This is a genomic window from Roseateles sp., from assembly GCF_047654805.1.
Taxonomy (GTDB): Bacteria; Pseudomonadota; Gammaproteobacteria; order Burkholderiales; family Burkholderiaceae_C; genus Pelomonas.
Genome location: NZ_JASGIV010000001.1, coordinates 4,906,006 through 4,929,518, shown reverse-complemented (window position 1 = coordinate 4,929,518; position 23,513 = coordinate 4,906,006). Strand labels below are relative to the sequence as shown.

Annotated in this window: 25 protein-coding genes; 12 read left to right on the top strand and 13 right to left on the bottom strand. The window is 69.3% G+C overall.

All coding sequences use genetic code 11. The annotated features are described in order from the left end of the window. Positions 1–8 precede the first annotated feature (8 nt). Together QM732_RS22245 and QM732_RS22240 are read right to left on the bottom strand one after the other, a co-directional pair. Positions 9–545 (bottom strand): HPP family protein, encoded by a 537-nt coding sequence (locus QM732_RS22245; RefSeq protein ID WP_415658269.1) that lies wholly within the window; start codon positions 543–545, stop codon positions 9–11. Positions 546–645: 100 nt separating this feature from the next. Next, positions 646–2,010 (bottom strand): cation:proton antiporter, encoded by a 1,365-nt coding sequence (locus QM732_RS22240; RefSeq protein ID WP_415658268.1) that lies wholly within the window; start codon positions 2,008–2,010, stop codon positions 646–648. A gap of 200 nt (positions 2,011–2,210) precedes the next feature. On the opposite strand from QM732_RS22240, the gene QM732_RS22235 reads away from it, so the two are divergent. From QM732_RS22235 to QM732_RS22215, 5 genes are all read left to right on the top strand, one after another. Beyond that, positions 2,211–2,459 carry a type II toxin-antitoxin system Phd/YefM family antitoxin gene (locus QM732_RS22235; RefSeq protein WP_415658267.1) on the top strand — a complete coding sequence of 83 codons (249 nt, stop codon included), beginning with the start codon at positions 2,211–2,213 and terminating at the stop codon, positions 2,457–2,459. Continuing rightward, positions 2,459–2,956 carry a PIN domain-containing protein gene (locus QM732_RS22230; RefSeq protein ID WP_415658266.1) on the top strand — a complete coding sequence of 166 codons (498 nt, stop codon included), beginning with the start codon at positions 2,459–2,461 and terminating at the stop codon, positions 2,954–2,956. The genes QM732_RS22235 and QM732_RS22230 overlap by 1 nt, the downstream gene beginning before the upstream one ends. After that, on the top strand, positions 2,953–4,494 hold the full coding sequence (locus QM732_RS22225) for a tryptophan halogenase family protein (RefSeq protein WP_415658265.1): 1,542 nt from the start codon (positions 2,953–2,955) through the stop codon (positions 4,492–4,494). Before QM732_RS22230 ends, QM732_RS22225 begins: the two co-directional genes overlap by 4 nt. A gap of 132 nt (positions 4,495–4,626) precedes the next feature. Then, positions 4,627–5,733: a mechanosensitive ion channel family protein gene (locus QM732_RS22220; RefSeq protein WP_415658264.1), complete on the top strand. Its 1,107-nt coding sequence runs from the start codon at positions 4,627–4,629 to the stop codon at positions 5,731–5,733. Between the two features lie 4 nt (positions 5,734–5,737). Beyond that, a complete protein-coding gene (locus tag QM732_RS22215; protein ID WP_415658263.1) occupies positions 5,738–6,976 on the top strand; it encodes a potassium/proton antiporter in 1,239 nt (412 codons plus the stop codon). On the opposite strand, the gene epsC is transcribed toward QM732_RS22215, so the two are convergent. Then, positions 6,956–7,885: a serine O-acetyltransferase EpsC gene (epsC, locus tag QM732_RS22210; RefSeq protein ID WP_415658262.1), complete on the bottom strand. Its 930-nt coding sequence runs from the start codon at positions 7,883–7,885 to the stop codon at positions 6,956–6,958. The two genes, QM732_RS22215 and epsC, sit on opposite strands and share 21 nt — an antisense overlap. A 282-nt stretch (positions 7,886–8,167) precedes the next feature. Here epsC and QM732_RS22205 point away from each other — a divergent pair, with 282 nt between their 5' ends. From QM732_RS22205 to QM732_RS22195, 3 genes are all read left to right on the top strand, one after another. Beyond that, entirely contained in the window at positions 8,168–8,809 is a 642-nt protein-coding gene (locus tag QM732_RS22205) for an MBL fold metallo-hydrolase (RefSeq protein WP_415658261.1), read from the top strand. 122 nt (positions 8,810–8,931) lie between these two features. Then, positions 8,932–9,603, top strand: a complete 672-nt coding sequence (locus QM732_RS22200; protein WP_415658260.1) for a helix-turn-helix transcriptional regulator — start codon at positions 8,932–8,934, stop codon at positions 9,601–9,603. 152 nt (positions 9,604–9,755) lie between these two features. Beyond that, a complete protein-coding gene (locus tag QM732_RS22195; RefSeq protein WP_415658259.1) occupies positions 9,756–10,388 on the top strand; it encodes a Crp/Fnr family transcriptional regulator in 633 nt (210 codons plus the stop codon). Here QM732_RS22195 and QM732_RS22190 read toward each other — a convergent pair. Then, positions 10,371–11,285 (bottom strand): M48 family metallopeptidase, encoded by a 915-nt coding sequence (locus tag QM732_RS22190; RefSeq protein ID WP_415659428.1) that lies wholly within the window; start codon positions 11,283–11,285, stop codon positions 10,371–10,373. The two genes, QM732_RS22195 and QM732_RS22190, sit on opposite strands and share 18 nt — an antisense overlap. Positions 11,286–11,402: 117 nt before the next feature. On the opposite strand from QM732_RS22190, the gene QM732_RS22185 reads away from it, so the two are divergent. Continuing rightward, positions 11,403–11,879, top strand: coding sequence for a flavin reductase family protein (locus QM732_RS22185; protein WP_415658258.1), 477 nt, complete (start codon positions 11,403–11,405; stop codon positions 11,877–11,879). A gap of 6 nt (positions 11,880–11,885) precedes the next feature. Here the strand turns inward: QM732_RS22185 and QM732_RS22180 are convergent, their stop codons facing one another. Continuing rightward, a complete protein-coding gene (locus QM732_RS22180; protein ID WP_415658257.1) occupies positions 11,886–13,787 on the bottom strand; it encodes a potassium transporter Kup in 1,902 nt (633 codons plus the stop codon). Positions 13,788–13,903: 116 nt separating this feature from the next. Here QM732_RS22180 and QM732_RS22175 point away from each other — a divergent pair, with 116 nt between their 5' ends. Further along, positions 13,904–14,353 (top strand): SRPBCC family protein, encoded by a 450-nt coding sequence (locus QM732_RS22175; protein WP_415658256.1) that lies wholly within the window; start codon positions 13,904–13,906, stop codon positions 14,351–14,353. Position 14,354: 1 nt separating this feature from the next. Here QM732_RS22175 and QM732_RS22170 read toward each other — a convergent pair whose 3' ends face one another. Genes QM732_RS22170 through QM732_RS22160 form a run of 3 tightly spaced genes read right to left on the bottom strand, consistent with a single transcriptional unit; the run spans position 14,355 to position 17,082 of the window. Next, positions 14,355–15,806: a hypothetical protein gene (locus tag QM732_RS22170; protein WP_415658255.1), complete on the bottom strand. Its 1,452-nt coding sequence runs from the start codon at positions 15,804–15,806 to the stop codon at positions 14,355–14,357. Continuing rightward, positions 15,806–16,693, bottom strand: coding sequence for an ABC transporter ATP-binding protein (locus QM732_RS22165; protein WP_415658254.1), 888 nt, complete (start codon positions 16,691–16,693; stop codon positions 15,806–15,808). The genes QM732_RS22170 and QM732_RS22165 overlap by 1 nt, the downstream gene beginning before the upstream one ends. Beyond that, positions 16,690–17,082: a GntR family transcriptional regulator gene (locus QM732_RS22160; protein WP_415658253.1), complete on the bottom strand. Its 393-nt coding sequence runs from the start codon at positions 17,080–17,082 to the stop codon at positions 16,690–16,692. Before QM732_RS22160 ends, QM732_RS22165 begins: the two co-directional genes overlap by 4 nt. Before the next feature lie 317 nt (positions 17,083–17,399). Here QM732_RS22160 and QM732_RS22155 point away from each other — a divergent pair, with 317 nt between their 5' ends. Both QM732_RS22155 and QM732_RS22150 read left to right on the top strand, forming a co-directional pair. After that, entirely contained in the window at positions 17,400–17,684 is a 285-nt protein-coding gene (locus QM732_RS22155; RefSeq protein ID WP_415658252.1) for a FitA-like ribbon-helix-helix domain-containing protein, read from the top strand. Positions 17,685–17,949: 265 nt separating this feature from the next. Then, positions 17,950–18,363, top strand: coding sequence for a copper chaperone PCu(A)C (locus QM732_RS22150; RefSeq protein WP_415658251.1), 414 nt, complete (start codon positions 17,950–17,952; stop codon positions 18,361–18,363). A gap of 15 nt (positions 18,364–18,378) precedes the next feature. On the opposite strand, the gene QM732_RS22145 is transcribed toward QM732_RS22150, so the two are convergent. The 5 genes from QM732_RS22145 to QM732_RS22125 form a co-directional block, all read right to left on the bottom strand. After that, a complete protein-coding gene (locus QM732_RS22145; RefSeq protein ID WP_415658250.1) occupies positions 18,379–19,272 on the bottom strand; it encodes an alpha/beta fold hydrolase in 894 nt (297 codons plus the stop codon). A gap of 79 nt (positions 19,273–19,351) precedes the next feature. Continuing rightward, entirely contained in the window at positions 19,352–19,948 is a 597-nt protein-coding gene (locus QM732_RS22140) for an ATP-dependent Clp protease proteolytic subunit (protein WP_415658249.1), read from the bottom strand. A gap of 63 nt (positions 19,949–20,011) precedes the next feature. Next, a complete protein-coding gene (locus QM732_RS22135) occupies positions 20,012–20,779 on the bottom strand; it encodes a DUF4184 family protein (protein WP_415658248.1) in 768 nt (255 codons plus the stop codon). Positions 20,780–20,822: 43 nt separating this feature from the next. Next, entirely contained in the window at positions 20,823–21,656 is an 834-nt protein-coding gene (locus QM732_RS22130) for an esterase/lipase family protein (RefSeq protein ID WP_415658247.1), read from the bottom strand. Between the two features lie 172 nt (positions 21,657–21,828). Next, on the bottom strand, positions 21,829–23,484 hold the full coding sequence (locus tag QM732_RS22125) for a wax ester/triacylglycerol synthase family O-acyltransferase (RefSeq protein WP_415658246.1): 1,656 nt from the start codon (positions 23,482–23,484) through the stop codon (positions 21,829–21,831). Positions 23,485–23,513 lie beyond the last annotated feature (29 nt).

The window sequence follows — 23,513 nt, the reverse complement described above, 5'->3', positions numbered from 1 at the left end:
GCGCGGACCTAGTACCAGTAGGCCGGGTACGTGCGCCGGGTGGCGCGGTGGTAGAGCATCGCAACGGCCACCATCGTCATTGCACCGAACAGTGTCGGGAAGAACAGGAAGCTCCACTTCGGCGCAGCCAGGAAGACGATGACGGGATTGGAGCCCGCGGGGGGATGCACCGTGCGGGTGAGCATCATCAGGGCACATGCGGCGGCGGCCGCCGCCGCGACCGCCCACCAGGTCGGGCCGAACAGTGCAAGCGCCGCCAGCCCTACGGCCGTGGAGATGACATGTCCTCCGATGACGCTGCGCGGCTGGGAGAAATGCAGATCCGGGAACGTGAACACCATCACTGCGGTGGAGCCGAACGAACCCAGCAGCAGCAGCCATCCCAGCTTGAAGGAGCCGATGGCCAGCACGGCGATGATGCTGAAGACACCTGCGCAGGCGATGACGCCCGCACGCAGGCCGTAGCCCGGTGCCCGCGAGGGGGAGCGGCTCCCGGCCCTCGGTGAAGCCTGCGCAATGGCGGTGTTGGTCGCAAGATCGCTCATGGAGCTGCACCGGAAAAAAGAGGGCAGAGCCATGCGACTCCGCCCTTCAACGCCGCTGACACCTCTCAGCAGCGGCGGGTTTCAAGGGGGAAGGGGTGGCTCAGGCCGGGCTGTCGGCAGGCCTGCCGGAGACGGCCTCCAGCTCGCCTGACGCACGCGCCTTGCGGCCGTAGAAGATCTCGAACAGCGGCGTGGCCATCATGGTGGTCACCACGGCCATCAGCACCAGCATCGAGAACAGGGCCGGGCCGATGATGCCCTTTTGCAGGCCGATGTTGATGATGATGAGCTCCATCAGGCCGCGCGAGTTCATCAGCGCTCCTATGCCCAGCGCGGTGCGGTTGTCTTCGCCCGCCATGCGGGCGGCCAGGTAGCAGGCGCCGAACTTGGCCAGCACCGAGGCGGCCAGCACGCCCAGGGCGATCAGCAGCAGCTCCAGCGAATTGATCATGTCCAGCCGCGTGTTCAGGCCAGAGTAGGTGAAGAACATCGGCAGCAGCAGCACGACGGCCAGAGGTTCGACCTTCTTCTTCAGCTCCTGTGCGAACAGGCCGCGCGGCATGACGGCGCCGAGGATGAAGCCACCGAAGATGGCGTGGATGCCCACGGCGTCCATGATGAATGCCGACAGGCAGAACAGCGCCATCGTGATACCCAGTACCGTGGTGCTCATGTGGCCTTCGCGCTCCACGATGCGGCCCAGCGGCGCCAGCAGCTTGCGGCCAAACAGCATGATGAAGGCCGCGTAGAGCACGGCGCCTCCGATGGCCAGCACGGCCACGCCGGGGCCGGCGCCGAAGGCCGCGAGCACCAGGGCCAGAACGCACCATGAGACGGCGTCGTCGAAGGCGCCAGCCGTCAGCGACAGCGTGCCCAGCGAAGTGTTCGCGAGGCCGCGCTCGTTGATGATGCGGGCCAGCATGGGGAAGGCCGTGAGCGCGATGCAGGCGCCCATGAACAGGGTGGCATTGGCCACCGAGATGCCTTCGGCGAACAGGCCCGGTACCGTCAGCAGCAGCGGCGTGATCAGGAAGGCGATGAAGAAGGGGGCCGTGATACCGGCAACGGACACACCGATGGCGCTCTTGGCCTTGGTGGCGAAATGGTCCAGCCGCAGCGTCGTGCCGACCAGGAACATGTACAGGCCCACGCCCAGCTGCGCGCCGCAGTAGAGGACGTTCTTCATCTCCTTGGGGAAGATGGCTGCCTGGGCTTCAGGGGCCAGCAGGCCCAGCAGCGATGGGCCCAGCAGCACGCCGGCGATCATCTCGCCGACGACCTGGGGCTGGCCCAGGAACTTGCGGCCGGCCCAGCCCACCACGCGACAGGCCAGCAAGATGATGGCCAGCTGCAGGAAGAAGTGCACGCTGAAATCGGTGGGTGAGTAGGTGTGCGCCACTGCCGGGGCCGCGGGGCCGTGCTTGGCGAACACGTCGGCCAGGATGGCCAGAAGGTCGAATTCCATGGGCTGCCTTGTCGATTCTTGTGGCTACGTCGCCGGTTGGCTGGCGACAACGTTGTCTCCTGCGGATCTGGCAATGCGCCGATCTGCCGAGTGCACTTTGCCAGTCGTGATTGCGCTGTCCATCGGGTCGGACGGTAATGAGCCTACGTACCTACATGTGCCTTGCGACCGCGCAGGCAGGTAGGTACATTCGTGCCGCCATGAAGCTCATCACCAGCCGCGAGTTCAATCGTGACGTCAGCCAGGCCAAGCGCGCGGCCCAGGTCGAGCCCGTGGTCATTACGGACCGCGGGCAACCCAGCCATGTGCTGCTGAGCATTGCCGAGTACCGCCGCCTGACCGGTGAGGGCGAAAGCATCCTGGAGCTGCTGGCGATGCCCGAGGCGGTGGCGCTGGACACCCGGGACGCCTCAGCCGACGGCGCCTGGGACCACCGCGAGAGCCTCTGATGTTCCTGCTGGACACAGGCATCGTCCTGGAGCTTCGCAAGGCCAAGGCCGGCCAGTCCGACGCCGGCCTCGCGGCCTGGGCCGCCGGCCTGCCTCGCCAGAAGCTCTTCATCTCCGCGCTGAACCTGCTGGAGATCGAGACCGCCGCGGCCCGCCTGGCGCGCCGCGACCGTGCCGCCGGCCTGGTCGTGCGTGACTGGATAGACGGCCGTGTCATGCCGGCGTTCGAGGGGCGGGTCCTGCCAGTGGATGCGGCCGTCGTGCGCCGACGGGCGCAGCTGCCCTACGCCAATACGCGCGACGGCCTGCTCGCCGCCACGGCGCTGGAGCATGGCCTGACCTTCGTGACGCACCGCGTCTCGGCCTTCCGCGCCGGGCGCGTGAAGCTGCTCAACCCCTCCGGCTACATTGCCCAGCCCAGCGAGGAGGACGAGGACTGGGCGCATGGCGCCCAGACCGGCCACCAGTGGCTGAAGAACCTGTACACCCGCGCATGACATCCACGCGACGCATCCTCATCGTCGGCGGCGGCACTGCCGGCTGGCTGACCGCCGCCTACCTGGCCCGATTCCTGCGCCTGTCCGAGCGCAGCCAGCTCGAAGTGACGGTGCTCGAGTCTCCCGACATCGGCATCGTCGGCGTGGGCGAAGGCACCTTCCCCACCATCCGCAGCACGCTGCAGTTCCTCGGCATCGACGAGGCGCAGTTCATCCGCGAGACCTCGGCCACGCTCAAGCAGGGCATACGCTTCGTGGACTGGGCGCAGGCGCCGGCCGCCGGCGCGCACCATCAGTTCTTCCATCCCTTCGAGGCGCCGTTCTTCGCGGAAGACCTCAACCTCGTGCCCTACTGGCTGCTGCAGGACCCGGCCACGCGGGCGCCCTTTGCCGAGGCCATGACGCTGCAGGCGCGCGTGGCCGCGGCCCAGCGCGCGCCCAAGCGCGCCGGCGAGGCGCCCTATGCAGCGCCGTTGAACTACGCCTACCACTTCGATGCGCGCAAGCTGGCCGCGCTGCTGGCCGGTCGCGCACGCGAGCTGGGCGTGCGTCACGTCGAAGCCACCGTGACCGACGTGGCGCTCGATGCCGCGGGCGCCATCGCCCATCTCGACGCCACGCAGCACGGCCGCCATGAACGCATGCAGGCCGACCTCTACATCGACTGCACGGGTTTTCGCGCCGAACTCATCGGCCGCGCCATGGGGAGCGAGCTCAAGTCGGCACGCCACCAGCTCTTCGCCGACCGCGCCCTGGCCTGCAAGATCCCGCTCGGCGCCGACGCCGTCATGGAGAGCTGCACCGTGGCCACCGCGCATGAGGCCGGCTGGTTGTGGGAGATCGGCCTGAACGGCGCGCGCGGCATCGGTTGCGTCTATTCCAGCGACCACCTCAGCGACGACCGCGCCGCGGACCTGCTGCGCGCCTACTGCGGTCCAGGCCACGAGGACGTGGCAATGCGCAGCATCCCCTTCTCGCCCGGCTACCGCGAGCAGCAATGGGTCAAGAACTGCGTGGCGGTCGGCCTGTCGGCGGGCTTCCTGGAGCCGTTGGAGGCCACCGGCCTCGTGCTCGTCGAGGCGGCCGTCGGCATGATCGCGGAGATGCTGCCGCACAGCGGCCCCATTGCCGCGCCGGCGCGACGCTTCAACGAGCTGATGACGGCCCGCTTCGAGAACATCATCACCTTCTTGAAGCTGCACTATTCGCTGAGCCGGCGCCCGGAGCCTTTCTGGCGCGACAACGCCGCGCCGGCCTCCATCCCCGGGCGCCTGGCCGGACTGCTGGAGGAGTGGAAGCTGCGTCCGCCGGGCCGCTTCGACTTCGTGCTGGACACCGAGACCTTCGCCTTCTTCAACTACCAGTACATCCTCTACGGCATGGGTTTCGCCACTGACCTCGGCGCCGGCCGCGATGACTTCCCGCGTGTGGACGAGGCTGGCAAGGTCTTCGCCAAGATCCAGCGCTTCGCTGAACGCGCAGTGGCCGACCTGCCCAGCCACCGTGCGCTGATCCAGCAGATCAACGCGGGGCGCTGAGGGGGAGCACGCCGGGGCGCCTGCCCGCGCCAGTCTGTCAGCCAAGGCCCACAGCCGCCGCTGCCGGTTGGCCGACAGACGTCACGCGCTGGCGGGCCTAGGGTCGGGCATGAAGACCCGAGGAGCCCGCCGATGACCTGGAGTGAACTGCTTGCCCGCGCCGATGCCGCCTGGCCCGGTGTGGGTTGGGCGGACGTGTTGCCTGCGGTGCTGGCGGGGCTGCTGACCATCCTCATCATCAAGGCCGGGCTGCGGCTGCTGGTGCAGCGCCTGCGCGCGCTGTCCGCGCACACCCGCAGCGTGCTGGACGACCACCTCGTCAGCGTGCTGGAACGCACCCACGCCGCGCTGATCTGGGTTGTCGGCCTGCTCGTGGGCCTGAGCCTGCTGCCGCTGGATGATCGCTGGCACGGCCGTGTGGCCCAGCTCTGGTTTGCCGTCGTGGCGCTGCAGCTGGGCCTGTGGGCCCAGCAGGCGGTCGCGGGCGTGCTGACGGCCCACCAGTTGCGCCACGGCGGCAGCGGCCTGCCGTCGGCCTCGGCCACGCTGCTCGGCTGGGGCTTGCGGGGCGCGCTGTGGGCTGTGGTGGTGCTGGCCGTGCTCTCCAACCTCGGCGTCAACATCACGGCCTTCGTCGCGTCCCTGGGTATCGGCGGCATTGCGCTGGCGCTGGCGGTGCAGAACATCCTCGGCGACCTGTTCGCGTCGCTGGCCATTGCGGTGGACAAGCCCTTCGAGGTGGGGGACTCCATCACCGTTGGCGACGTGACCGGCACCGTCGAGCGCGTGGGCCTGAAGACGACACGCATCCGCAGCCTCGGTGGCGAGCAGATCGTCATGTCCAACGCCGAGCTGCTCAAGCGCACGGTGGCCAACTTCAAGCGCCTGCAGACGCGCCGGGTGCTGTTCAGCTTCGGCATCGCCTACGGCGCCTCGGCCGACGAGGTCGCGGCCGTGCCGCCACTGGTGAAGGCCCTCGTCGAAGAGGACCCGCTGCTCGAGCTCGTGCGCGCACATTTCAAGGGCTTTGGTGACAACGCGCTGAACTTCGAGGTCGTCTACCGCGTCAAGGACCCGAGCTACGACGTCTACATGGACCGACAGCAGGCCCTCAACCTGGCGCTGATGCGAGCGCTGCAGCAACGCGGCATCCGCTTCGCCGTCCCGGCCCGCACGGTGAACGTCGTCGGGTTGCAGGCCGCGCCGGACGGGCCTGCCACCTTGCCGTCGGCCGGTTGATGCCATGAACCCCGCCCTCGCGGCTGGCCCGGAGCTGCTGACGGCAGTCGTCGCGGCGCTGGTGCTGATCGCCATCGCTGGCGCGCTCTACAGCCACCGCCTGGGCCTGTCGCACCTGCTCGTGTTCATGGTGGTCGGCATGCTGGCTGGCGTGGACGGCCCGCTGGGCCTGCCCTTCGACAGCCACCGCCTGGCGGCCAGCGTCGGCAACCTGGCCGTGGCCCTCATCCTCTTCGACGGCGGCCTGCGCACGCGCTGGGTCGATGTGCGCCGCGGCATGCTGCCGGCCAGCCTGCTGGCCACCCTGGGCGTGGCCGCCACGGCCGTCATGGTTGCTGGCATCGCGCGGGTGGTGCTGGACCTGCCCTGGGCCGGCGGGCTGCTGCTGGGCGCGGCCGTGTCGTCCACCGACGCGGCCGCCGTGTTCGCGCAGTTCAGTGCCAGCCGGCTGCAGCTGGCGCCGCGCCTGGGCGCCACGATCGAGGTCGAGTCGGCGATGAACGATCCCATGGCTATGGTGCTGACGCTCGGCCTCATCGCCTGGCTGACGCCGCTGGGGCAGGCCGGCGAGCTGCGTGTGGCCGGTCTGGCCGACATGCTGCGGCTGCTCGGCGAGCAGCTCGGCATCGGCCTGGCCGTCGGCGCTGCTGGCGGGTTGACGGCCGCGTGGTGGGTGCGGCGCCTGCCCATCGCTGACGACCACGACGGCCTCACGGCGCTGCTGCTGGCGGCCCTCGGCTTCCTGCTCTTCGCCGTCACCAACCGCAGTGGCGGCTCGGGCTTCCTGGCCGCCTACCTTGCCGGCCTGCTGCTGCGCCACCGCGCCGGGCGCGTGGCAACTCTGGGTCTGCCGGGACTGAACGGCTACACCTGGCTGGCCCAGGCGGTGCTCTTCTTGCTGCTGGGCCTGCTCGTTACACCGCACGAGGTCTGGCGCCTCATCGGTCCGGCCTTGCTGGTAGCCGCCGGCCTGATGTTCATCGCCCGGCCCGCGGCGGTGCTGCTGTGCCTGGCGCCGCTGGGCTTCGACTGGCGCTCGCAGTGCTTCGTGGCGTGGTCCGGCCTGCGCGGCGCGGTGCCCATCGTGCTGGCCATCTACCCGGTGCTGGCCGACCTGCCGGACGGCTGGCGCTGCTTTGACGTGGCTTTCGTCGTCGTGCTGCTGTCCCTGCTGGTCCAGGGACCGACGTTGGCGCCGCTGGCCCGGCTGCTCGGTCTGGACTCAGCCCGGGCAGCCGATTGAGTCGGCCTGGGTGACGACGCTGCCGGGCGGCACGCCTCGTGTCAGCCACACGTTGCCGCCGATGACCGAGCCTCGACCTATGGTGACGCGGCCCAGCACGGTGGCACCGGCGTAGATGACGACGTCGTCCTCGACGACCGGATGGCGGGGCTGGCCCTTGACGGCGAGGCCGTCGCCGTCGGTCGGGATGCTCTTGGCGCCCAGCGTGACGTTCTGGTAGATGCGCACGCGCTCGCCGATGACGGTCGTCTCGCCGATGACGACGCCGGTGCCGTGGTCGATGAAGCACCCGCTGCCCAGGGTGGCGCCGGGATGGATGTCGATGCCGGTCTCGGCATGGGCCAGCTCGGCGATGACGCGGGCGATCAGCGGCAGGCCGAGGCGGTAGAGCTCGTGGGCGAGCCGGTGGCTGATCAGCGCACGCAGGCCCGGATAGCACAGCAGCACCTCGTCGACGCTGCGTGCCGCAGGATCGCCGCGGTAGGCGGCGAGCACGTCGCTGTCCAGCAGCACGCGCACGGCGGGCAGGGTGCGCAGGAAGCGGCCTGCCAGTTCGGCGGCGTCGCCGGCAGGCTCGCCACCACCGCGCTGGCGGGCGTCGTGGCGCAGCTCCAGCGCGGCTTGCTGGCGCAGCGTCGTCAGTGCGCTGCCCAGGGTGTGGCCGACGTAGAAATCCTCGTCCTCGGGCTGCAGCGTCGGCGGACCCAGTCGCATCGGGAAGAGCGCGCCCGACAGGCTCTGCACCATGGCAGCAAGCAGCTCGCGTGACGGCAGCTCACGGCCGTCGCCGCCGCGGCGGTGTTCCTCGCGCCAGCGTTTGCGTGCGCCGCGCAGCCCCTCGACGACGGACTGCAGTTCATCGCCGGGAGCCGGCGTCGACGCGGGGGTGGGAGCGGCGGCTTGGGTCATGGGTTTTGAGTATAGAAATCCACCCCCCGCCGCATGCGCTCCAGGCCTTTGGCCCCTGCGGCGCCGAGGACCGCGGCGGTGGCCAGCATCGCCGTCATGTGCACGGCCACTGCCGTAAGCGCATCGACCCAGCCAGTGCGCGGGCGGCCGCGGCGATCAGCGAGTCCATGGTGAGGGTGTTGAGGCAGCGTGGCGCGCGACGGACAGGACTGCAGTCATGGCCCGATTGCCTCGGTGGCGTGGTGGCGGATCGAAGCGCCGGACGCTGGGGACAATGCACCCATGCTTCAGTACTTGACCCTGCCCGTCACGCCCTTCCAGCAGAACTGCTCCATCGTGTGGTGCGACGCCACCATGGACGCCGCCGTCATCGACCCTGGCGGCGAACTGCCGCGGCTGCTGGCGGCGGTGCGCGAGCGCGGCCTGAACCTGAAGGCCATCTGGCTGACCCATGCCCACATTGACCATGCCGGCGGCACGGGCCAGCTGGCGCGCGAGCAGGACCTGCCGATCATCGGCCCGCATCCGGGCGACCAGTTCTGGATCGACGGCCTGGCGCAGCAGAGCCAGATGTTCGGCTTTCCGCCCGCCGAGGCCTTCACACCGGATCGCTGGCTGGATGACGGCGACACGGTGCAGATCGGTCAGGAAACCCTGGCCGTGCGCCACTGCCCTGGCCACACGCCGGGCCACGTCGTGTTCCATTCGGCATCGGCCAGGCGCGCGTTCGTCGGCGACGTGCTGTTCGCCGGCAGCATCGGCCGCACCGATTTCCCCGGTGGCAACCACCAGCAGCTCCTCGACGCCATCCGCCAGCGCCTGTGGCCGATGGGCGATGACACGGTCTTCATTCCCGGGCACGGACCTGAAAGCAGCATCGGAAGGGAGCGCCTCGGCAATCCCTATGTTGCTGATGGCGTTTGAGCGACGGTCCGCCGTAATTCGTTCACAAGCACGTCGAGCAACATTTACGCCCGCGTCCAAACGTGCTCTCCTACGCTTTGATGATGGCTCGCAAGGGTGGGCCGAGGAGTGCTTCGATGTGGATGTCCGAGTTTGTGCAGTCGGGCCAGGTCCCCGGCTCCCGTCATCGCGAACGCCGCGCCGCGGCTTCGCTGTCCAATCAATGGCTGGGTTTGGTGCTGGAGGAGCTCGACCATGGCGTCGTGCTGCTCAACGGCGCCGGCCGCGTGCTGCATGCCAACCTGGCGGCACGCGCATCGCTGGATGACAGCCACCCGCTGGAGCTGGTCGGCCAGCATCTGCGCGCGCGCCTGCTGACGGACGCCGTGCCGCTGGCCGAGGCGCTGGAGGGCGCGGAGGCGAGCGGCCGGCGCTGCCTGCTGCGCCTGGGCGACGAGCGTGCCGAATGTGGCCGCGCGAACGTCGTCGTCGTGCCGCTCAACCGCGACGTCAGCCAGGCGGCCGTGCTGCTGATCCTGGAGCGCCGCCAGCTCTGCGGCGACCTCGCTGCCCAGTGGTTCGCGCTGCGCTACCAGCTCACGCCGGCCGAGACCGAGGTGCTGAAGGCGCTGTCCAACGGCGTCAAGCCCACCGAGGTCGCGCAGCGCCAGGGGGTGGCCATCTCGACGGTGCGCAGCCAGATCCAGAGCATCCGCGCCAAGAGCGGCGCCGACAGCATCGGCGAGCTGATGCGCCAGCTCGCGCTGCTGCCGCCGCTGGTGTCGTCGCTGCGGCCGGCCAAGCTGGTCAGCTGAAGCCCCACGGCCCAGGGCGGCCCTGACCGGTCCCCAGGGGGCTGCATGGGATGTGGCGCCGTTGGTCCGCGGGCAGGGGCGTGCGCGGGGCTCGCCGCGCAAGCACTAACATGCGATCGCGCTGGCGGGCCTCATGCCCCGGCGCTGACCGGATGGCTGACGATTCCCTCGACAACGAACTTCAGGCTCTGCCGCCGTCGCTGCGGCTGCTGGCCGCGCGCGGCATGGCGCGCAGCTACCGCAAGGGCGTCGTGCTGATCGAGGAAGGCTCGATCGGCGACAACCTCTACCTGATCCTGGCCGGCTCGCTGCGTGCCTACAGCAGTGATGCGCGCGGGCGCGAGATCACCTACGGCGTCTACGGCCCCGGCGAGTACGTCGGCGAAATGAGCCTGGACGGCGGGCCGCGCTCCGCCAGCGTCATCACGGAGACGGGCAGCCGTCTCGTCATGGTCACGCGCGCGAGCCTGCTGACCCACATCAGCGAGCACCCCGAGTTCGCTTTCGAGCTGCTGACCAAGGTCATACGCCGAGCGCGTGCGGCGACGCTGTCGACCAAGCAACTGGCGCTGAACGACGTCTACGGCCGGCTGAAAAACCTCGTCGACGAGTCCACCGGCGACGGCAGCCACCTGGAGCTGACGCACCAGGGCATGGCCCAGCGCCTGGGCTGCTCGCGCGAGATGGTGTCCAAGCTCGTCAAGGACCTGGAGCTGGGAGGCTATCTGCGTCGCGTGGCGGCCGGCGAGTACCAGCGGCTGAAGACCCTACCCGCCCGCTGGTGAGGACTTGAGCGGCGGCGCTATCGGGAAGCGCCTGTCCGGCCGCGGCGCCCGGGCGTAAAGCCCTTCCACCTTGGGCAGGTTGGCCTGGATGTCGCGGATGCGCGTCGCGCTGGTGGGATGGGTGGACAGCCACTTCGGCGGTGCGCCCTTGTTGGCCGTCATCATCTTCTCCCACAGCCGCACCGCGGCGGCGGGGTCGTAGCCGGCACGGGCCGACAGCTCGATGCCGACGAGATCGGCCTCGCTCTCGTCGCTGCGGCTGAAACTCAAGTTGGCGAGCTGTCCGAGGGCGTTGGCACCCATACGACCCAGGTTGCCCAGGCCGAACAGCGCGGAGCCGAGCTCGACGATCACGTTGGTCGCGGTGGACTTGCCGACCCGCTCGCGCGCATGCTCGCGCAAGGCGTGCGCCACCTCGTGGCCCATGATGGCGGCGACCTCATCGTCCTCCAGCTTGAGCTTCTCGAGGATGCCGTAATAGAAGGCGATCTTGCCGCCCGGCATGCAGAAGGCGTTGAGCTGCGCGTCGCCCAGCAGGTTGACCTCCCACTTCCACTGCCGCGCGCGGGCATTCCACTCATAGCTGAAGGGAATGATGCGCTGAGCGATGTAGCGCAGCCGCTGCAGTTGCGGGTGCTCCATGGGCGCGAGCGCGCGCTGCTGGCCGGCCTGCTGCATCATCTGTGCGTACTGCTGGCCACCGGCTTGCTCGAGCTGCTCGGCCGACACCAGGCCAGTGAACGTGCTCTTGGGGCCGACGTCCACGCCCTCGCGCGCCCACGCCGGCGCGAAGGCCGAGGCGCCGGTGGCGGCCAGCAGGCCGGTGAAGAGCCGCCGGCCGCGCCGGGCGGGCGGCGCGCAGCGACCGGCGGCGCAGTCGGCGCAGGCGCCGAACATGCGGCGAGGCGGATGGGTGAACTGCAGGTCGTCGCGGACCTGGAAGTCTTCGGCGTGCATGCCGGCATTGTGCGGCGGTGTTGGCCGGTCTTTCGTAGGACTGGCGACAATCGACCCATGGACAGCCAGCAATTTCGCGCCGCTCTGGGGCTCTTCGCCACCGGCGTGACCATCGTCACCGTGCGCTCGGCGGATGGCAGCCTCGTGGGCCTGACCGCCAATTCCTTCAATTCCGTGTCGCTGGACCCGCCGCTGGTGTTGTGGAGCCTGGCGCGGCGCGCCGGCTCCATGCCGATCTTCACGCGCGGCTCGCACTATGCGATCAACATCCTTGCCGCCGACCAGAAGGACCTGGCCCAGCGCTTCGCGACCCGCGACATCGACCGCTTCGCCGGCGTGGCCTGGCGTGAAGGCGCCGGCGGTGCGCCGGTGCTGGACGGGGCCGTCGCCACCTTCGAGTGCGCCAACCGCAGCCGTTACGAGGAAGGCGACCATGTCATCTTCGTCGGCGAGGTGGAGCGCTGCACGGCCCGCCAGGGCGCGCAGCCGCTGATCTTCCATGGCGGGCGCTACTTCACCGAGCTGCCGCTGTAGCCGGACTCAGAGCTGGACCTTGGTGCCCAGCTCGACCACCGCGTTGCCGGGCAGGCGGAAGTAGTCCGCCGCGCCGCTGGCGTTGCGGCTCATGGCGGCGAACAGCGCCTCGCGCCAGTGCGCGAGGCCGGTGCGGGGTACCAGAGTCTCGCGGCTAAGGAAGTAGCTGGTCTCGGCGGGTTCCGCACGCAGGCCGCGCGTCTCGCAGCGCGTCAGCGCTGCCGGCACGTCGGGCTGGTCCATGAAGCCGTAGGTGATGATGAGCCGCCAGAAGCTGGGGGCGAGTTCTTCCAGCTGCAGCTGCTCTGCCTCGGGCACGTAGGGGCGCTCGCAGAACATGACGGTCAGCACCACGTTGCGCTCGTGCAGCACCTGGTAGTGCTTGAGGTTGTGCAGCAGTGCTGGCGGCACCAGGGCCGGGTTGGCTACCGGGTAGATCGCGGTGCGCGTCGCACGCGGACGCGCGGCGTCGCCGAAGGCCTGCAGGCTCTCGATGAAAGGCTGCAGCTCGATGCCGTCCTCCCTCAGCAGCGTCTGCACGGCAGCTCGCCCGCGTGCCCAGGTGACCATCAGCACGAACAGCAGCGCGCCCAGTGCCAGCGGGAACCAGCCGCCGTCGACGATCTTGATCGCGCAGCCGGCCACCAGCAGCGCGTCCAGCGCCAGGAAGAAGGCGGTGGCGCCCCATGCCAGCGGCCTGGGCAGCCGCCAGCCGTCGCGAATGACGAAGAAGGTCAGCACCGTCGTGATCATCATCGTCAGCGTGACGGCAATGCCGTAGGCACCGGCCAGCGCCGACGAACTGCGGAACAGCAGCACCGCGCCCACCACGCCCAGCAGCAGCGCCCAGTTCACGCTGGCGATGTAGATCTGCCCGGCTTCGGCGGCCGAGGTGTTGCGCACGCGCATGCGCGGCAGGAAGCCCAGCTGTATCGCCTGCTTGGTCATGGAGTAGGCGCCCGAGATGACGGCCTGCGAGGCGATCACGGCAGCCAGCGCGGCAAGGCCCACGGCGGGCAGCACCAGCGCGGCGGGGAAGAGGCGGTAGAAGGGGTTGTCGATGGCGGCCGGCTCGCGCATCAGCAACGCCCCCTGGCCCAGGTAGTTCAGCGCCAGCGCCGGGAAGACGATGCTGGTCCAGGCGATGCGTATCGGTCGGGCACCGAAGTGCCCCATGTCGGCGTACAGCGCCTCGGCGCCGGTCAGCGCCAGCACGATGGCGCCGACGACCGCCAGCACATGCCAGCCGCGGTCGAGCAAGAAGGCCAGCGCGCGCAGCGGGTTGAGCGCGGCCAGGATGGTCGGCTCCTGCGCGATCTGCAGCACGCCGGTGACGGCCAGCACCGCGAACCACAGCAAGATGACGGGGCCGAACACGCGGCCCACCGCATGCGTGCCGTGCTTCTGCACGACGAACAATCCCACCAGCACGACCAGCGACAACGGCAGCACGTAGCGCTCCAGCTCCGGGCTCGCCACCTCCAGGCCTTCGATGGCGCCCATGACCGACACGGCCGGCGTGATGACGCTGTCGCCGTAGAACAGCGTCGCACCGCATACACCCAGCAGCAGCAGGAAGCGTCGCAGCAGGGGGCGCCCACGCACGGCCTGCGTGGCCAGCGCCGTCAGCGCCAGGCCGCCGCCCTCGCCGCGGTTGTCGGCACGCAGGATGAGCACCACGTACTTCAGCGTGACCACCAGCGTCAGGGCCCAGACGATGGCGGAGATGGCCCCGACCAGCGTATCTGGCGCGACCGCGACGCCGGTGGCCGGCGTGAAGATCTCCTTGACCGTGTAGAGCGGGCTGGTGCCGATGTCGCCGTAGACGACGCCAATGGCGCCAACCGTCAACGCAGCGAGCCCGGCGCGCTCGGGATGGGCCGTGGCGGGGGCGGAAGTGGCGGTCATGGGCTGGACGAGGGTGGCGGGCCGGCCCGGGTTTGTCCGGGCTTGGTGCTGTCGATTCTGCCGAGGTCTGATCGTCGAGTGTGCAGAGGATCCACCTCTGCCTCAAGGAACGTCACATGGCTACCACGAACACCGTCGCCCTGCACCGCGTGCTGCGCTGCCCGCCCGAGCGGGTCTACAGCGCGTTCACGACGCCCGCCGCCTTCGCCAAGTGGCTGCCACCACATGGCTTCTATGCCACCGTGCACGAGGCGGACGTCAAGGTCGGCGGCAGCTACAGGATGTCATTCACCAACCTGACGACCGGCAATGGCCACAGCTTCGGCGGCCGCTACCTGGAGCTCGAGCCTGGCCGGCGCCTGCGCTACACGGCCCGCTTCGACGATCCCAACCTGCCCGGCGAGATGACGACCACGGTCGAGCTGAAGGCGGTGTTCTGCGGCACGGAGATGCACATCCGGCAGGAGGGCATCCCGGCCGTGATCCCGGCCGAGGCCTGCTACATGGGCTGGCAGGAGTCGCTGCTGCTGCTGGCCCAGCTGGCCGAGCCCGAGATCAACCAGTAGCTCAGGCCAGGCGGCCGGCCGGCAGCGCCGTCGGCGCCGCGACGAGCCGGCGCCAGCGCCAGGCCAGCAGCGCGGTGGTCAGCGCGACCAGCGGCACGGCGATCTGCCACAGCGGTAGCTCCTGCATCCGGGCCAGCGCAAACAGCACACCGCCGAGCGCGAAGAAGGCGAACATCGGCAAAACCGCCGTCATGGCCGTCGGTGCCTGCATCATGGCGGGCCGGCGGGTCAGGTTCAGCGCGGCTACGGGGAGGGCCGCGAACAGCATGTAGAGCAGGTAGTCGTCGCTGGCCCTGTGGGCGAGTCCCGTCAGCGCAAGCATCGTCAGCAGCCAGGCGACGAAGAAGTCGCGCAGCTGCCGCGATGCGACGGCGCGGTTGAGCGCAGCGCCTTGTGGCATGCCGGGCAACAGGCGCAGCAAGGCCTGTTCGCGCCGGCTCTGCCACAGCATGCCGGGCAATGCGAAGCATGGGCTGAGGCCGGCGATGCCGATGCCGATGCCAATGCCGGACATCGAGCCGTGCAAGACGGCAGCGACGTCGAAGCGGTAGACCAGCCACGTGATGGTGAAGGCGACCGTCGTGAATCCCACCAGGGTGACCAGCGCCGTCAACTGGTTCAGCCAATGCTGCGGGCCGTGCAGCACGATTTCGGCGCGTGCCATCACGTTGCGCGGATCGGTGTTGTCGGCCCGCTCCATCAGGCGCCGCATCCATGCGGCCTTCAGCAGCTCGAAGGGGTTGAACAGCCGCTCGAAGAAAGGCCCCCATGCGGCGGCTGGCGGCTGGCGGCCGGCGGACGCCAAGCGCATGGTCTGCCGCATCACGGCCTGGCGGCTGTAGCGGGCGCGGTGCCGGGCACCTCCGTCGTCGAGGGCCTTCACCACGATCCAGGCTTGGGCAAGCAGGCTCAGCAGCAACACGCCGTAGGTGTTCGCCTGCCAGGCTTCGTACAGCGCATTCCCGATCGGTGCCAGCCGGATGCCGAAGAAGCCGAGGAGCGGCGATTGGAAGATCAGCAGCATCCACAGCCACCACAGACGTGACGCCCATAGCAGGAAGACGGCGATGAGGCCGTTGACCAGCAGCTGCGACTGCCAGGAGATGACTGACGGCAGGATGGCCGCGCTCAGTAGCGTGGTTGCGCCCGAGCACAACGCCCAGCCGAGCACGGCAGACCGCCGCAGTGCACGCAGATGGCCGGGCACGCACCGGGCGGCATGCGGGTGGTTTTGCTCCTGCAAGCTGCTGGCGAGGGCCATCCAGGCGCCGTGCAGCGTCACCAGCAGGACGCCCAGCGGCACGCGCCAGCCGATGGCCGCCGGTAGCCAGAGCAGGCTGCCCAGGCTGATGAGCAGCAGCAGGCCCCCGATCAGCCAGCGCCCCCAGACGGAGAAGAACTGGCCCTGTCGCCAGGGGGTCAGCGCGATCTGCGAGAACTGGCCGGTGGTCATCAGGTCAGCTCCGCGAAGAGGTCGTCGAGGTTGACCCGGTCCACCGCCACACCGGCGGGCAGGTGCGCGTCGGCCGGTAGCCGCGCGAGCACGCGCTCGCGGCCGGCTTCCAGCGGCGTGCGCTTGAGCGGCTCGGTCCCCAGGCGGGCCATCAGCGTGGCCATCTCGGTGACGCTGCCGGTGAAGGCGCGCACCTGCTCCAGCAGCTCGTCCAGCGGCGCCTGCAGTGCGATGCGCCCCTGGGTCAGGAAGGCCACGTTGAAGGCCACACGCTCCAGGTCGGACAGGATGTGCGTGGAGAACACGACGGTGGCGCCGCGGTCCAGCACCTCGCCCACCAGCTCGCGAAGGAAGTCGCGCCGGCCGGCCGGGTCCAGGCTGGCGACGGGCTCGTCCAGCACCAGCAGGTCGGGCTCGTGGGCCAGAGCGCGGATGATGGACAGGCGCTGCTTCTGGCCGCCGGAGAGCTTGCGGATGGGCTGGTCGGGTCTGATGTCCCAGCGCGACATCAGGCCCTCGACCTTGGCCGTGTTCCAGCGCAGGTAGAAGCTGCGGAAATAGGCCAGCAGCTGGGCGGGCGTGAAGCTCTCGAAGAGGTCGCTGTGCTGTGGCACGTAGCCGATGCGCGCGCGCGCCGCGTCGTCCAGGTGCTGCACGTCCTGGCCGAACAGGCGCACCGTGCCGGCATCCGGCTCACGCAGGCCCAGCAGGGCCTCCAGCAGGGTCGTCTTTCCGGCGCCGTTGCGGCCAAGCAGGCCCACCACCTGGCCGGGCAGCAACTGCCAGTCAAGCCGCTCCAGCACGGCGGGGCCCTTGGGGTATTGCAGCGTCACCTGGCTCAGCTCGGCGCTGGCGGTTTCGGTGTGGGGGAAGTGCGGACTCGTCATGGGGCTTCTTCCAGGATGGTCTTGAAGAGTTGCAGGGCCTGCGCCTTGGGCAGTTCCAGTTGGCGGGCTTCGGCGGCGGCCTTCTCCAGCGTCGGGCGCAGCAGTTCGGCGCGGTCGGCCGTGGGCTGGGCGCGCAGGTGCTGGGCCGCGACGACCATGGACAGCCCGCGCCGGCGCTCCAGCAGCCCTTCCATCTCCAGCATCGAATAGGCCTTGGAGATGGTCATGGGATGCACGGCCAGCGCCTGGGCGAGTTCGCGCACGGACGGGATCTCGTCGCCCGCCTTGAGCTGCCCTGCGGCCACGCGCCGCCGCACCTGCTCGATGAGCTGGCGGTAGATGGGCTCGGGCGAGCCGGTGTTGATCTGGACGAAGTGGGAGGGGTCCATGGGTTACTGCTTGTGTGTACTAGTACGATAGTACACGTGGACAGTTAACGTCAAGCGAGCGTCGCTCAACTCTTCTGAGCATGGCGAGGCATGCTGAAGTTGGAAAGCTCAGCGAAAAGTTGGAAACCGCCCAGCAAAAAAGTCGGAAAGCGCGACCGCTTGAACGCATGCCTGTGACTCAATGAGGCAAATCGTCTATAGCCAAGGCGGGCTCAGACGCATGTCCCTAGCGAGCCAATGTGCTCCGAGCGACAAGCTCACAAGCATGAATGCAATATTGTTCGATGCATGCATCGAATGCATTTGAGGTAACCGCCATGGCCATGCTGACAGTTCGCAATCTTTCCGAGGAAGTGCACCGTGCTCTGCGCGTCCGTGCTGCCCAGCACGGTCAGAGCATGGAGGCCGAGGTGCGCGAGATCCTGGAATCTGCGATCAGCCCCAAGGGGCGCGTGAAGCTGGGCTCCCTCCTTGCTGACATGGGTCGCCAAGCCAAGCTCAGCGATGAAGAATTTGCGGTGTTCGAGCAGGTCCGCGATAAGACGCCTGGTCGTACTGCAAGATCTTCTGCGCATCCATGTGCGAGATTGGATGCGACATGATCCTCCTATAAGAATGCTTGTTACCCTCCCATTGATCTGCGAGATATCACGCCTGTTATGCCTCCCCTAAGCATCACAGTTGTGACTAGAACATCCCTTAGGGTGCTTAGGGAGCGCACCCCCGGCAGCATCAGTGCCGGGTCCGAATGAGGCTGTTTTTGGCGTCGCCGGACGGGTGGAGTGCATGAACGGGTCCGCCTGGGGGCCAGTTTTCGACTTTGATTGTTCAGATCAAAATGGCAGCTTTCCCGTTGAAGTCACCGCCATGCACCGCCTGTTGTTCGCCTCCGCCCTGCTCGTGTCCTTCGCTGCTCAGGCCCAGGTCAAGGTCGACGACCCCTGGGTGCGTGCCACCGTCGCGCCGCAGAAGGCCACTGGCGCGTTCATGCAGCTGACTTCGGCCAAGCCGGCCAAGGTCGTCGCGGCCAGCTCGCCAGTGGCGGCCATGGTCGAGATCCACGAGATGAAGATGGACGACGGCGTCATGAAGATGCGCGCCGTCGATGCGTTGGCACTGCCGGCCGGGCAGGCCGTTGCGCTCAAGCCAGGCAGCTACCACGTCATGCTGATGGGCCTGAAGGCGCCGATCAAGGTCGGCGAGACCGTGCCGTTGACGCTGACCGTCGAGGGCGATGACAAGCAGCGCAGCACGGTCGAGGTCAAGGCGCTGGCGCGCTGACCGCGTGCGCCGGCCCTAGAGCCCGGCGTTGCGCGCCACCTCCGCCGCCAGTCGCGGCCACAGCGGCTCGGGCAGGTCGTGGCCCCAGCCGGGCAGGATCTCCAGCCGTGCGCCGGGAATGCGCCGCGCCAGGTCGTGCGCGGCGGCCACCGGGATCAAGGGGTCGTCCTGGCCGTGGATGACCAGTGTGGGCGCGGTAACGCGCGGCAGCCGCTCGGCGCGGTGGGTGTCGGCCGCAATGGCGACCAGTTGGCGCGCCACTGCCTGGGGGCGGAAGGAGCGCCTCACGCCGTGTGCGATGCGCTCGCGCAGCGCGTGGGGCTCGGGCGGGTAGCCAGGGCTGCCGATGACGCCGTACAGGCGCACGTAGTGGTCCAGCACGTTCTCCAGCTTCTGCTCGGGCGTGCTCGCGGGCCGCGGCCGCGACAGCAGCGCACGGCGCACCTTCAGGCTCTCCTTGGGCAGGCGGCGGTCGCCGCTGGTCGTCATCATCAGCGTCAGGCTCTTCACGCGCTGCGCATGGGCGAAGCCCAGGTGCTGGGCGATCATGCCGCCCATGGAGGCGCCGCAGACATGGGCCTCGCGCAGCCCCAGGGCGTCCAGTACGCCGACGGCGTCGCGCGCCAGGTCGGCGAGCTGGTAGGGCGCCCTGACCGGCAGGCGCAGCGTGTGCAGCAGCGCGGCCAGCGGGATGTTGGGCAGGCCCAGTTGGTCGAAGGACTGGGACAGGCCCACGTCGCGGTTGTCGAAGCGGATGACGCGAAAGCCCCGCGCCACCAACTGCTCGACGAGGCCATCGGGCCAGGCGATGAGCTGCATGCCCAGGCCCATGATCATCAGCAACGGCTCGCCGTCATCGGGGCCGTGGAGGTCGACCTCGATGCGCACGCCGTTGGCGCTGACCTGCATCAGCGCCTGCCGGGCCGGGTCAGGGGCGCGTGAACCCCCGTGAAGGGCGGTTCACGCAGGGAGCGCAGGGATAGCGGCATCAGCCCAGGTCGCTCTGCTTCTCGATCACGCGCGAGACCAGGCCGTACTCGATGGCCTCGCCGGTGCTCATCCAGAAGTCGCGCTCGATGTCCACGGCCACGCGCGCCAGCGGTTGCCCGGTGGCCTGGGCGATGGTGGCGGCGATGCGTTCGCGGGTGCGGATGATCTCGCGGGCCTGGATGGCGATGTCGCTGGCCTGGCCGCCGGCACCGCCCGCGGGCTGGTGGATCATGAAGCGCGTGTTGGGCAGCGCGAGGCGGCGCTCCTTGGGGGCTGCCAGGTAGATGTGGGTGCCGGCGCTGGCGACCCAGCCCGTGCCCACCGTCGTGACCGGCGCCCGCACGAAGCGGATCATGTCGTGGATGGCATCGCCGCTCTCAACATGGCCGCCGGGCGAGGAGATCAGCAGCGTGATCGGGGCATCGCTCTCCTGCGACAGCGCCAGCAGGCGGCGGCAGGTGGCGTGGGCCATCTTGTCGTCGATCTCGCCGAAGATCATGACGTAGCGGCCCTTGAAGAGCAGCTGCTCCTCCATCTTCTCGGGGGCGTCTTTCTTGGCAGCCTTGTCTTCGGCAGCGAGGGTGTGGTGATGCATGGTCAAGGGTCCGGTTGAAGGCGATACCTTACCGCGAGAAGCCGGTGCGGCGTGGACGCAGGGTCAGGCGTCGCCGTGGCGACGCCACCAGAGCCAGCTGGCGATGACGTACAGCGTGGCCAAGCAACTGGTGCTCCAGACTACCGCGTGCACCAGCAGGTGGGCGGCGTAGGCGGGCTGCGCCGGCGTGAGCGCGTAGGCCGACGCGGCGCCGACGGCGAGGGCGCCAGCCAGGCAGGCCAGCAGCACGCGGACGCGCTGCGCGTCGCGCCGTGTCGGCGCGGCCTGGCCCCTGGCCCGCAGTGCGCGCGCGTACATCGCAGCCAGCACGGCCACGCCCACGACAGTGCTCAGGTACTGGAGCAGCGCAACGACGTGGACGTGCTGCTCCAGTGCGATAAAGGCCGGCCGGTTCAGCGTGTGCAGCCATTCGAGACCCCAGCGGCCCGGATGCGTGAACGAGTCCCAGAGCACGTGGCTGGCCGCCCCGAGCAGGATGGACAGCACTGCAAGCGCCAGGTTCGCCCAGGCCGTTCGCACCGGCGGCCGCAGCGCCTCACGGGCCATCGCCCGGTGCAGCCCCGGCAACAGGGCGGTCAGCGGCCCGCAAAAGCGCAGCAGCAGCATGAGCAGCAAGAGGCTCAACGGCAGGCAGACCGTCACGACGCCAAGCGGCGTGTGGCAGAACTTCGACGCCCAGCCGTGCAGGCCGACGTAGTAGCTCAGGTCGGGCGCCATCGATCCGAGGATCAGGGCCGGCCAGGACAGCCAGCGGGGGCAGAGTGGCCGCAGCGGCAGGATGGCCGCCGGGTGGGCGAAAGTCCAGGGCATGGGTGTGCCTAAGCCTGCGGGTGCAGCCCGACGGGCGCGCCCTTCATTCCGGTTGCGTCGGCGTCTTGTAGAACCAGCGCCGCGCGCCCTTGGGCTCGAAGTGCTTCCACTGTCCCTCCGGCTGCGCGAGCCGGTCCGCCAGCGCATACAGCGCGATGGGGTTCACGCCCAGGCCGATGTGGCTGGCCTGCACCTCGATGTTCTCGGCCAGCGCGGAGGGTTCGTTGACGCTGCAGCGCCAGGCGACGACGCCGTCGGTCCTGGAGTAGATGGAGGTCGTCGGCACCGGTGGCGCCTTGCGGATGGCCTCCATCAGCTCGGGGTCGTTGGACGTGTGGCCGCTGACCAGCTCGAAGAAGCGCCAGGCGTTGGTCGCGCGCGGGTGGCCGGTGAAGGGCGTGCCCAGCGTGACGACGCAGCGTGTCAGCTCCGGGCATTCCTTGGCCAGCTCACGCGCATAGATGCCGCCCAGGCTCCAGCCCAGCAGGCTGACCTTGCGGTGGTGGCGGCGGTACAGGGCCTGCAGGTCGGCCTTGATCTGCTCCAGCACGCCAGCGCGCGGGCCGAAGTTGAAGCCCTGGCCCCAGGGCTGGGTGGCGTAGCCGAGCGAATCCAGCATGGCGCGCAGCGGCGCCGTCGTCAGGTCGTTGGCGCCCAGGCCGGGAAAGACGAGGACGGGATGACCGTCGCCCTGCGGCAGCTTCCTCATCCAGGGCAACGTGGCCAGCAGCGCCGCGTACTCCCACGGCGCACGGCCTTCCAGCATCAGCAGCCAGGCGTTGGGCGCGCGCAGGTCGTGCCAGTCCGGGGACGGGGCGGGTTTCGTGGGCTGGCGCGAAATGGGGCGCGACGTGCGTGGCAAGCGGATGGCGGGCATGCGGAAAACGGGAGCGGGCAAAGCCCCTGCATTGTTAGCCAGCCGGGACCTCTGGTCCGGCGCGTGCTTGCCCGGGGCCGGAGTGTCGCGTGGGTGACGGCGTCAGGGTGTGCGTGCGGCTTCGGCCACAGCGTATTTCAGGCAGGCCCTGCGGCGATTCGCCCATGCCGTCTCACGCGGACTTGGCTGCGCGGCGCTTGGCCGGCGCTGCAGCCGCTTTCTTCGCGGCTGCCTTCTTGACCGGCGCCTTCTTCGCCGCGGGGGTCTTCTTCGCCGCGGCCGGCCTCTTCGCTGCGGCCTTTGGCGTCGCTGCGGGCTGCGGACCGGGCTCGGCCACCGGCAGGGCCTGGAACTCCATGAAGGCTGCCTCGACGTAGGCGGCGAACTCGGCCGTCTCGGGCATGGCCTCGCCACAGGCCATCAGGCCGATGTCCAGCGACTGGTTGTAGGTCTGCACCGTCACGTTCAGCGCCAGGCCGTGCACGGCGATGGAGGTGGGGTAGTTGGTCAGCATCTCGGCGCCGGCCAGGTACAGCGGCACCTGAGGTCCCGGTACGTTGGAGATGACGACGTTGGCGATGACGGGCAGCTTCTCGGCCACCTTGGCGCGGCCGTAGAGCATGGCACCGGCCTGCATCAGCCACGGGATGCCGAGGCTGGGGAAGTCCGTGGGCATCAGGCTCTTGAGCTGGCTCATCTGCGCCTTCATGGCCTTGGCCGATGCGATCACGTGAGCCAGCCGGTCGGCCGGATCGGCAAGGTGCGTGCCCAGGCTCATGAAGGTCATCGTGGCCTGGTTGTTGGACGTCGTGTCGCCTGCGGCCCGGGTGGACACGGGCACGGCGGCGATGAGGCTCTTGCGCGGCAACGGGCCGTGCTTGGCGAAGTAGCGGCGCAGCGCGCCGCCGATGATGAAGAGGACGGCGTCGTTGAGGCTGGCCTGGTGGCGGCGGCGCGTGCGGTTCAGCTCGGCCAGCGGCAGCGTGACGCCGGCGAACGAGCGTGTATCCGACAGGCTGACGTTGAAGCGCGTGCGCGGCGCGGGGCCGAGGCTCGATACCGAGGTCCTGCCGCGCACGAACGCCGTCGTCTGCGCAGCGACATCAGCCAGCAGCGTGCGCAGCTTGGTCGCAGAGGCGCCGGCTGCCGCACCGCCGACGTAGCCGGCCGCCATGTTGCCGAGGATGCCGGCGGCGCTGGGCAGCGAGCGTGCCAGCTTGACGGTCTGCTTCCACTGCTGGGAGACAGCCGCGCGCAGCATGCCCACTGTGCCCAACTGGCCGCGTTTCTTGCCGCGGGCGGCCAGCGATTCGATGGCGCGCGGTTCGGGGTTGAGGTCGAGGATGACCTGGGCCAGCGCCACGGCGGCCTGGCCGTCCACCGCGGCATGGTGCAGCTGCGTGTAGAGGGCCACGCGTGGCTTGCCTTCATGTCCCGGTTCATGGCCGGGCTCCAGGCCGGTGAAGACGTGGAACTTCCACAGCGGGCGGCTGCGGTCCAGCAGCACGGGGTGGAGTTCGGCGACCTGCGCCTCCAGCTCGGCCATGCCACTGCCCTCGGGCAGCGCGATCTCGACGATGTGTTCCTCGAGGTCGGGGTCGGCATCCACCCAGCCGGGGTTGGACAGGCCCAGCGGCATCGCCAGCAGCCGCCGTCGCAGGGCCGGCAGCAATGGCATGCGCGAGCGCATGTGCTCGCGCAGGTCCTCGACATAGTCGCCGTCGTAGCTGGCAGGCAGCTCCAGCAGGTGCAGCGCGCCGACATGCATCGGCATCTGCGGCGTTTCGAGGTACAGGAAGCTGGCGTCAAGCCCCGCAAGCTGCTTCATCGGCTGTCTCCTGGATTTTGCGATCCAGC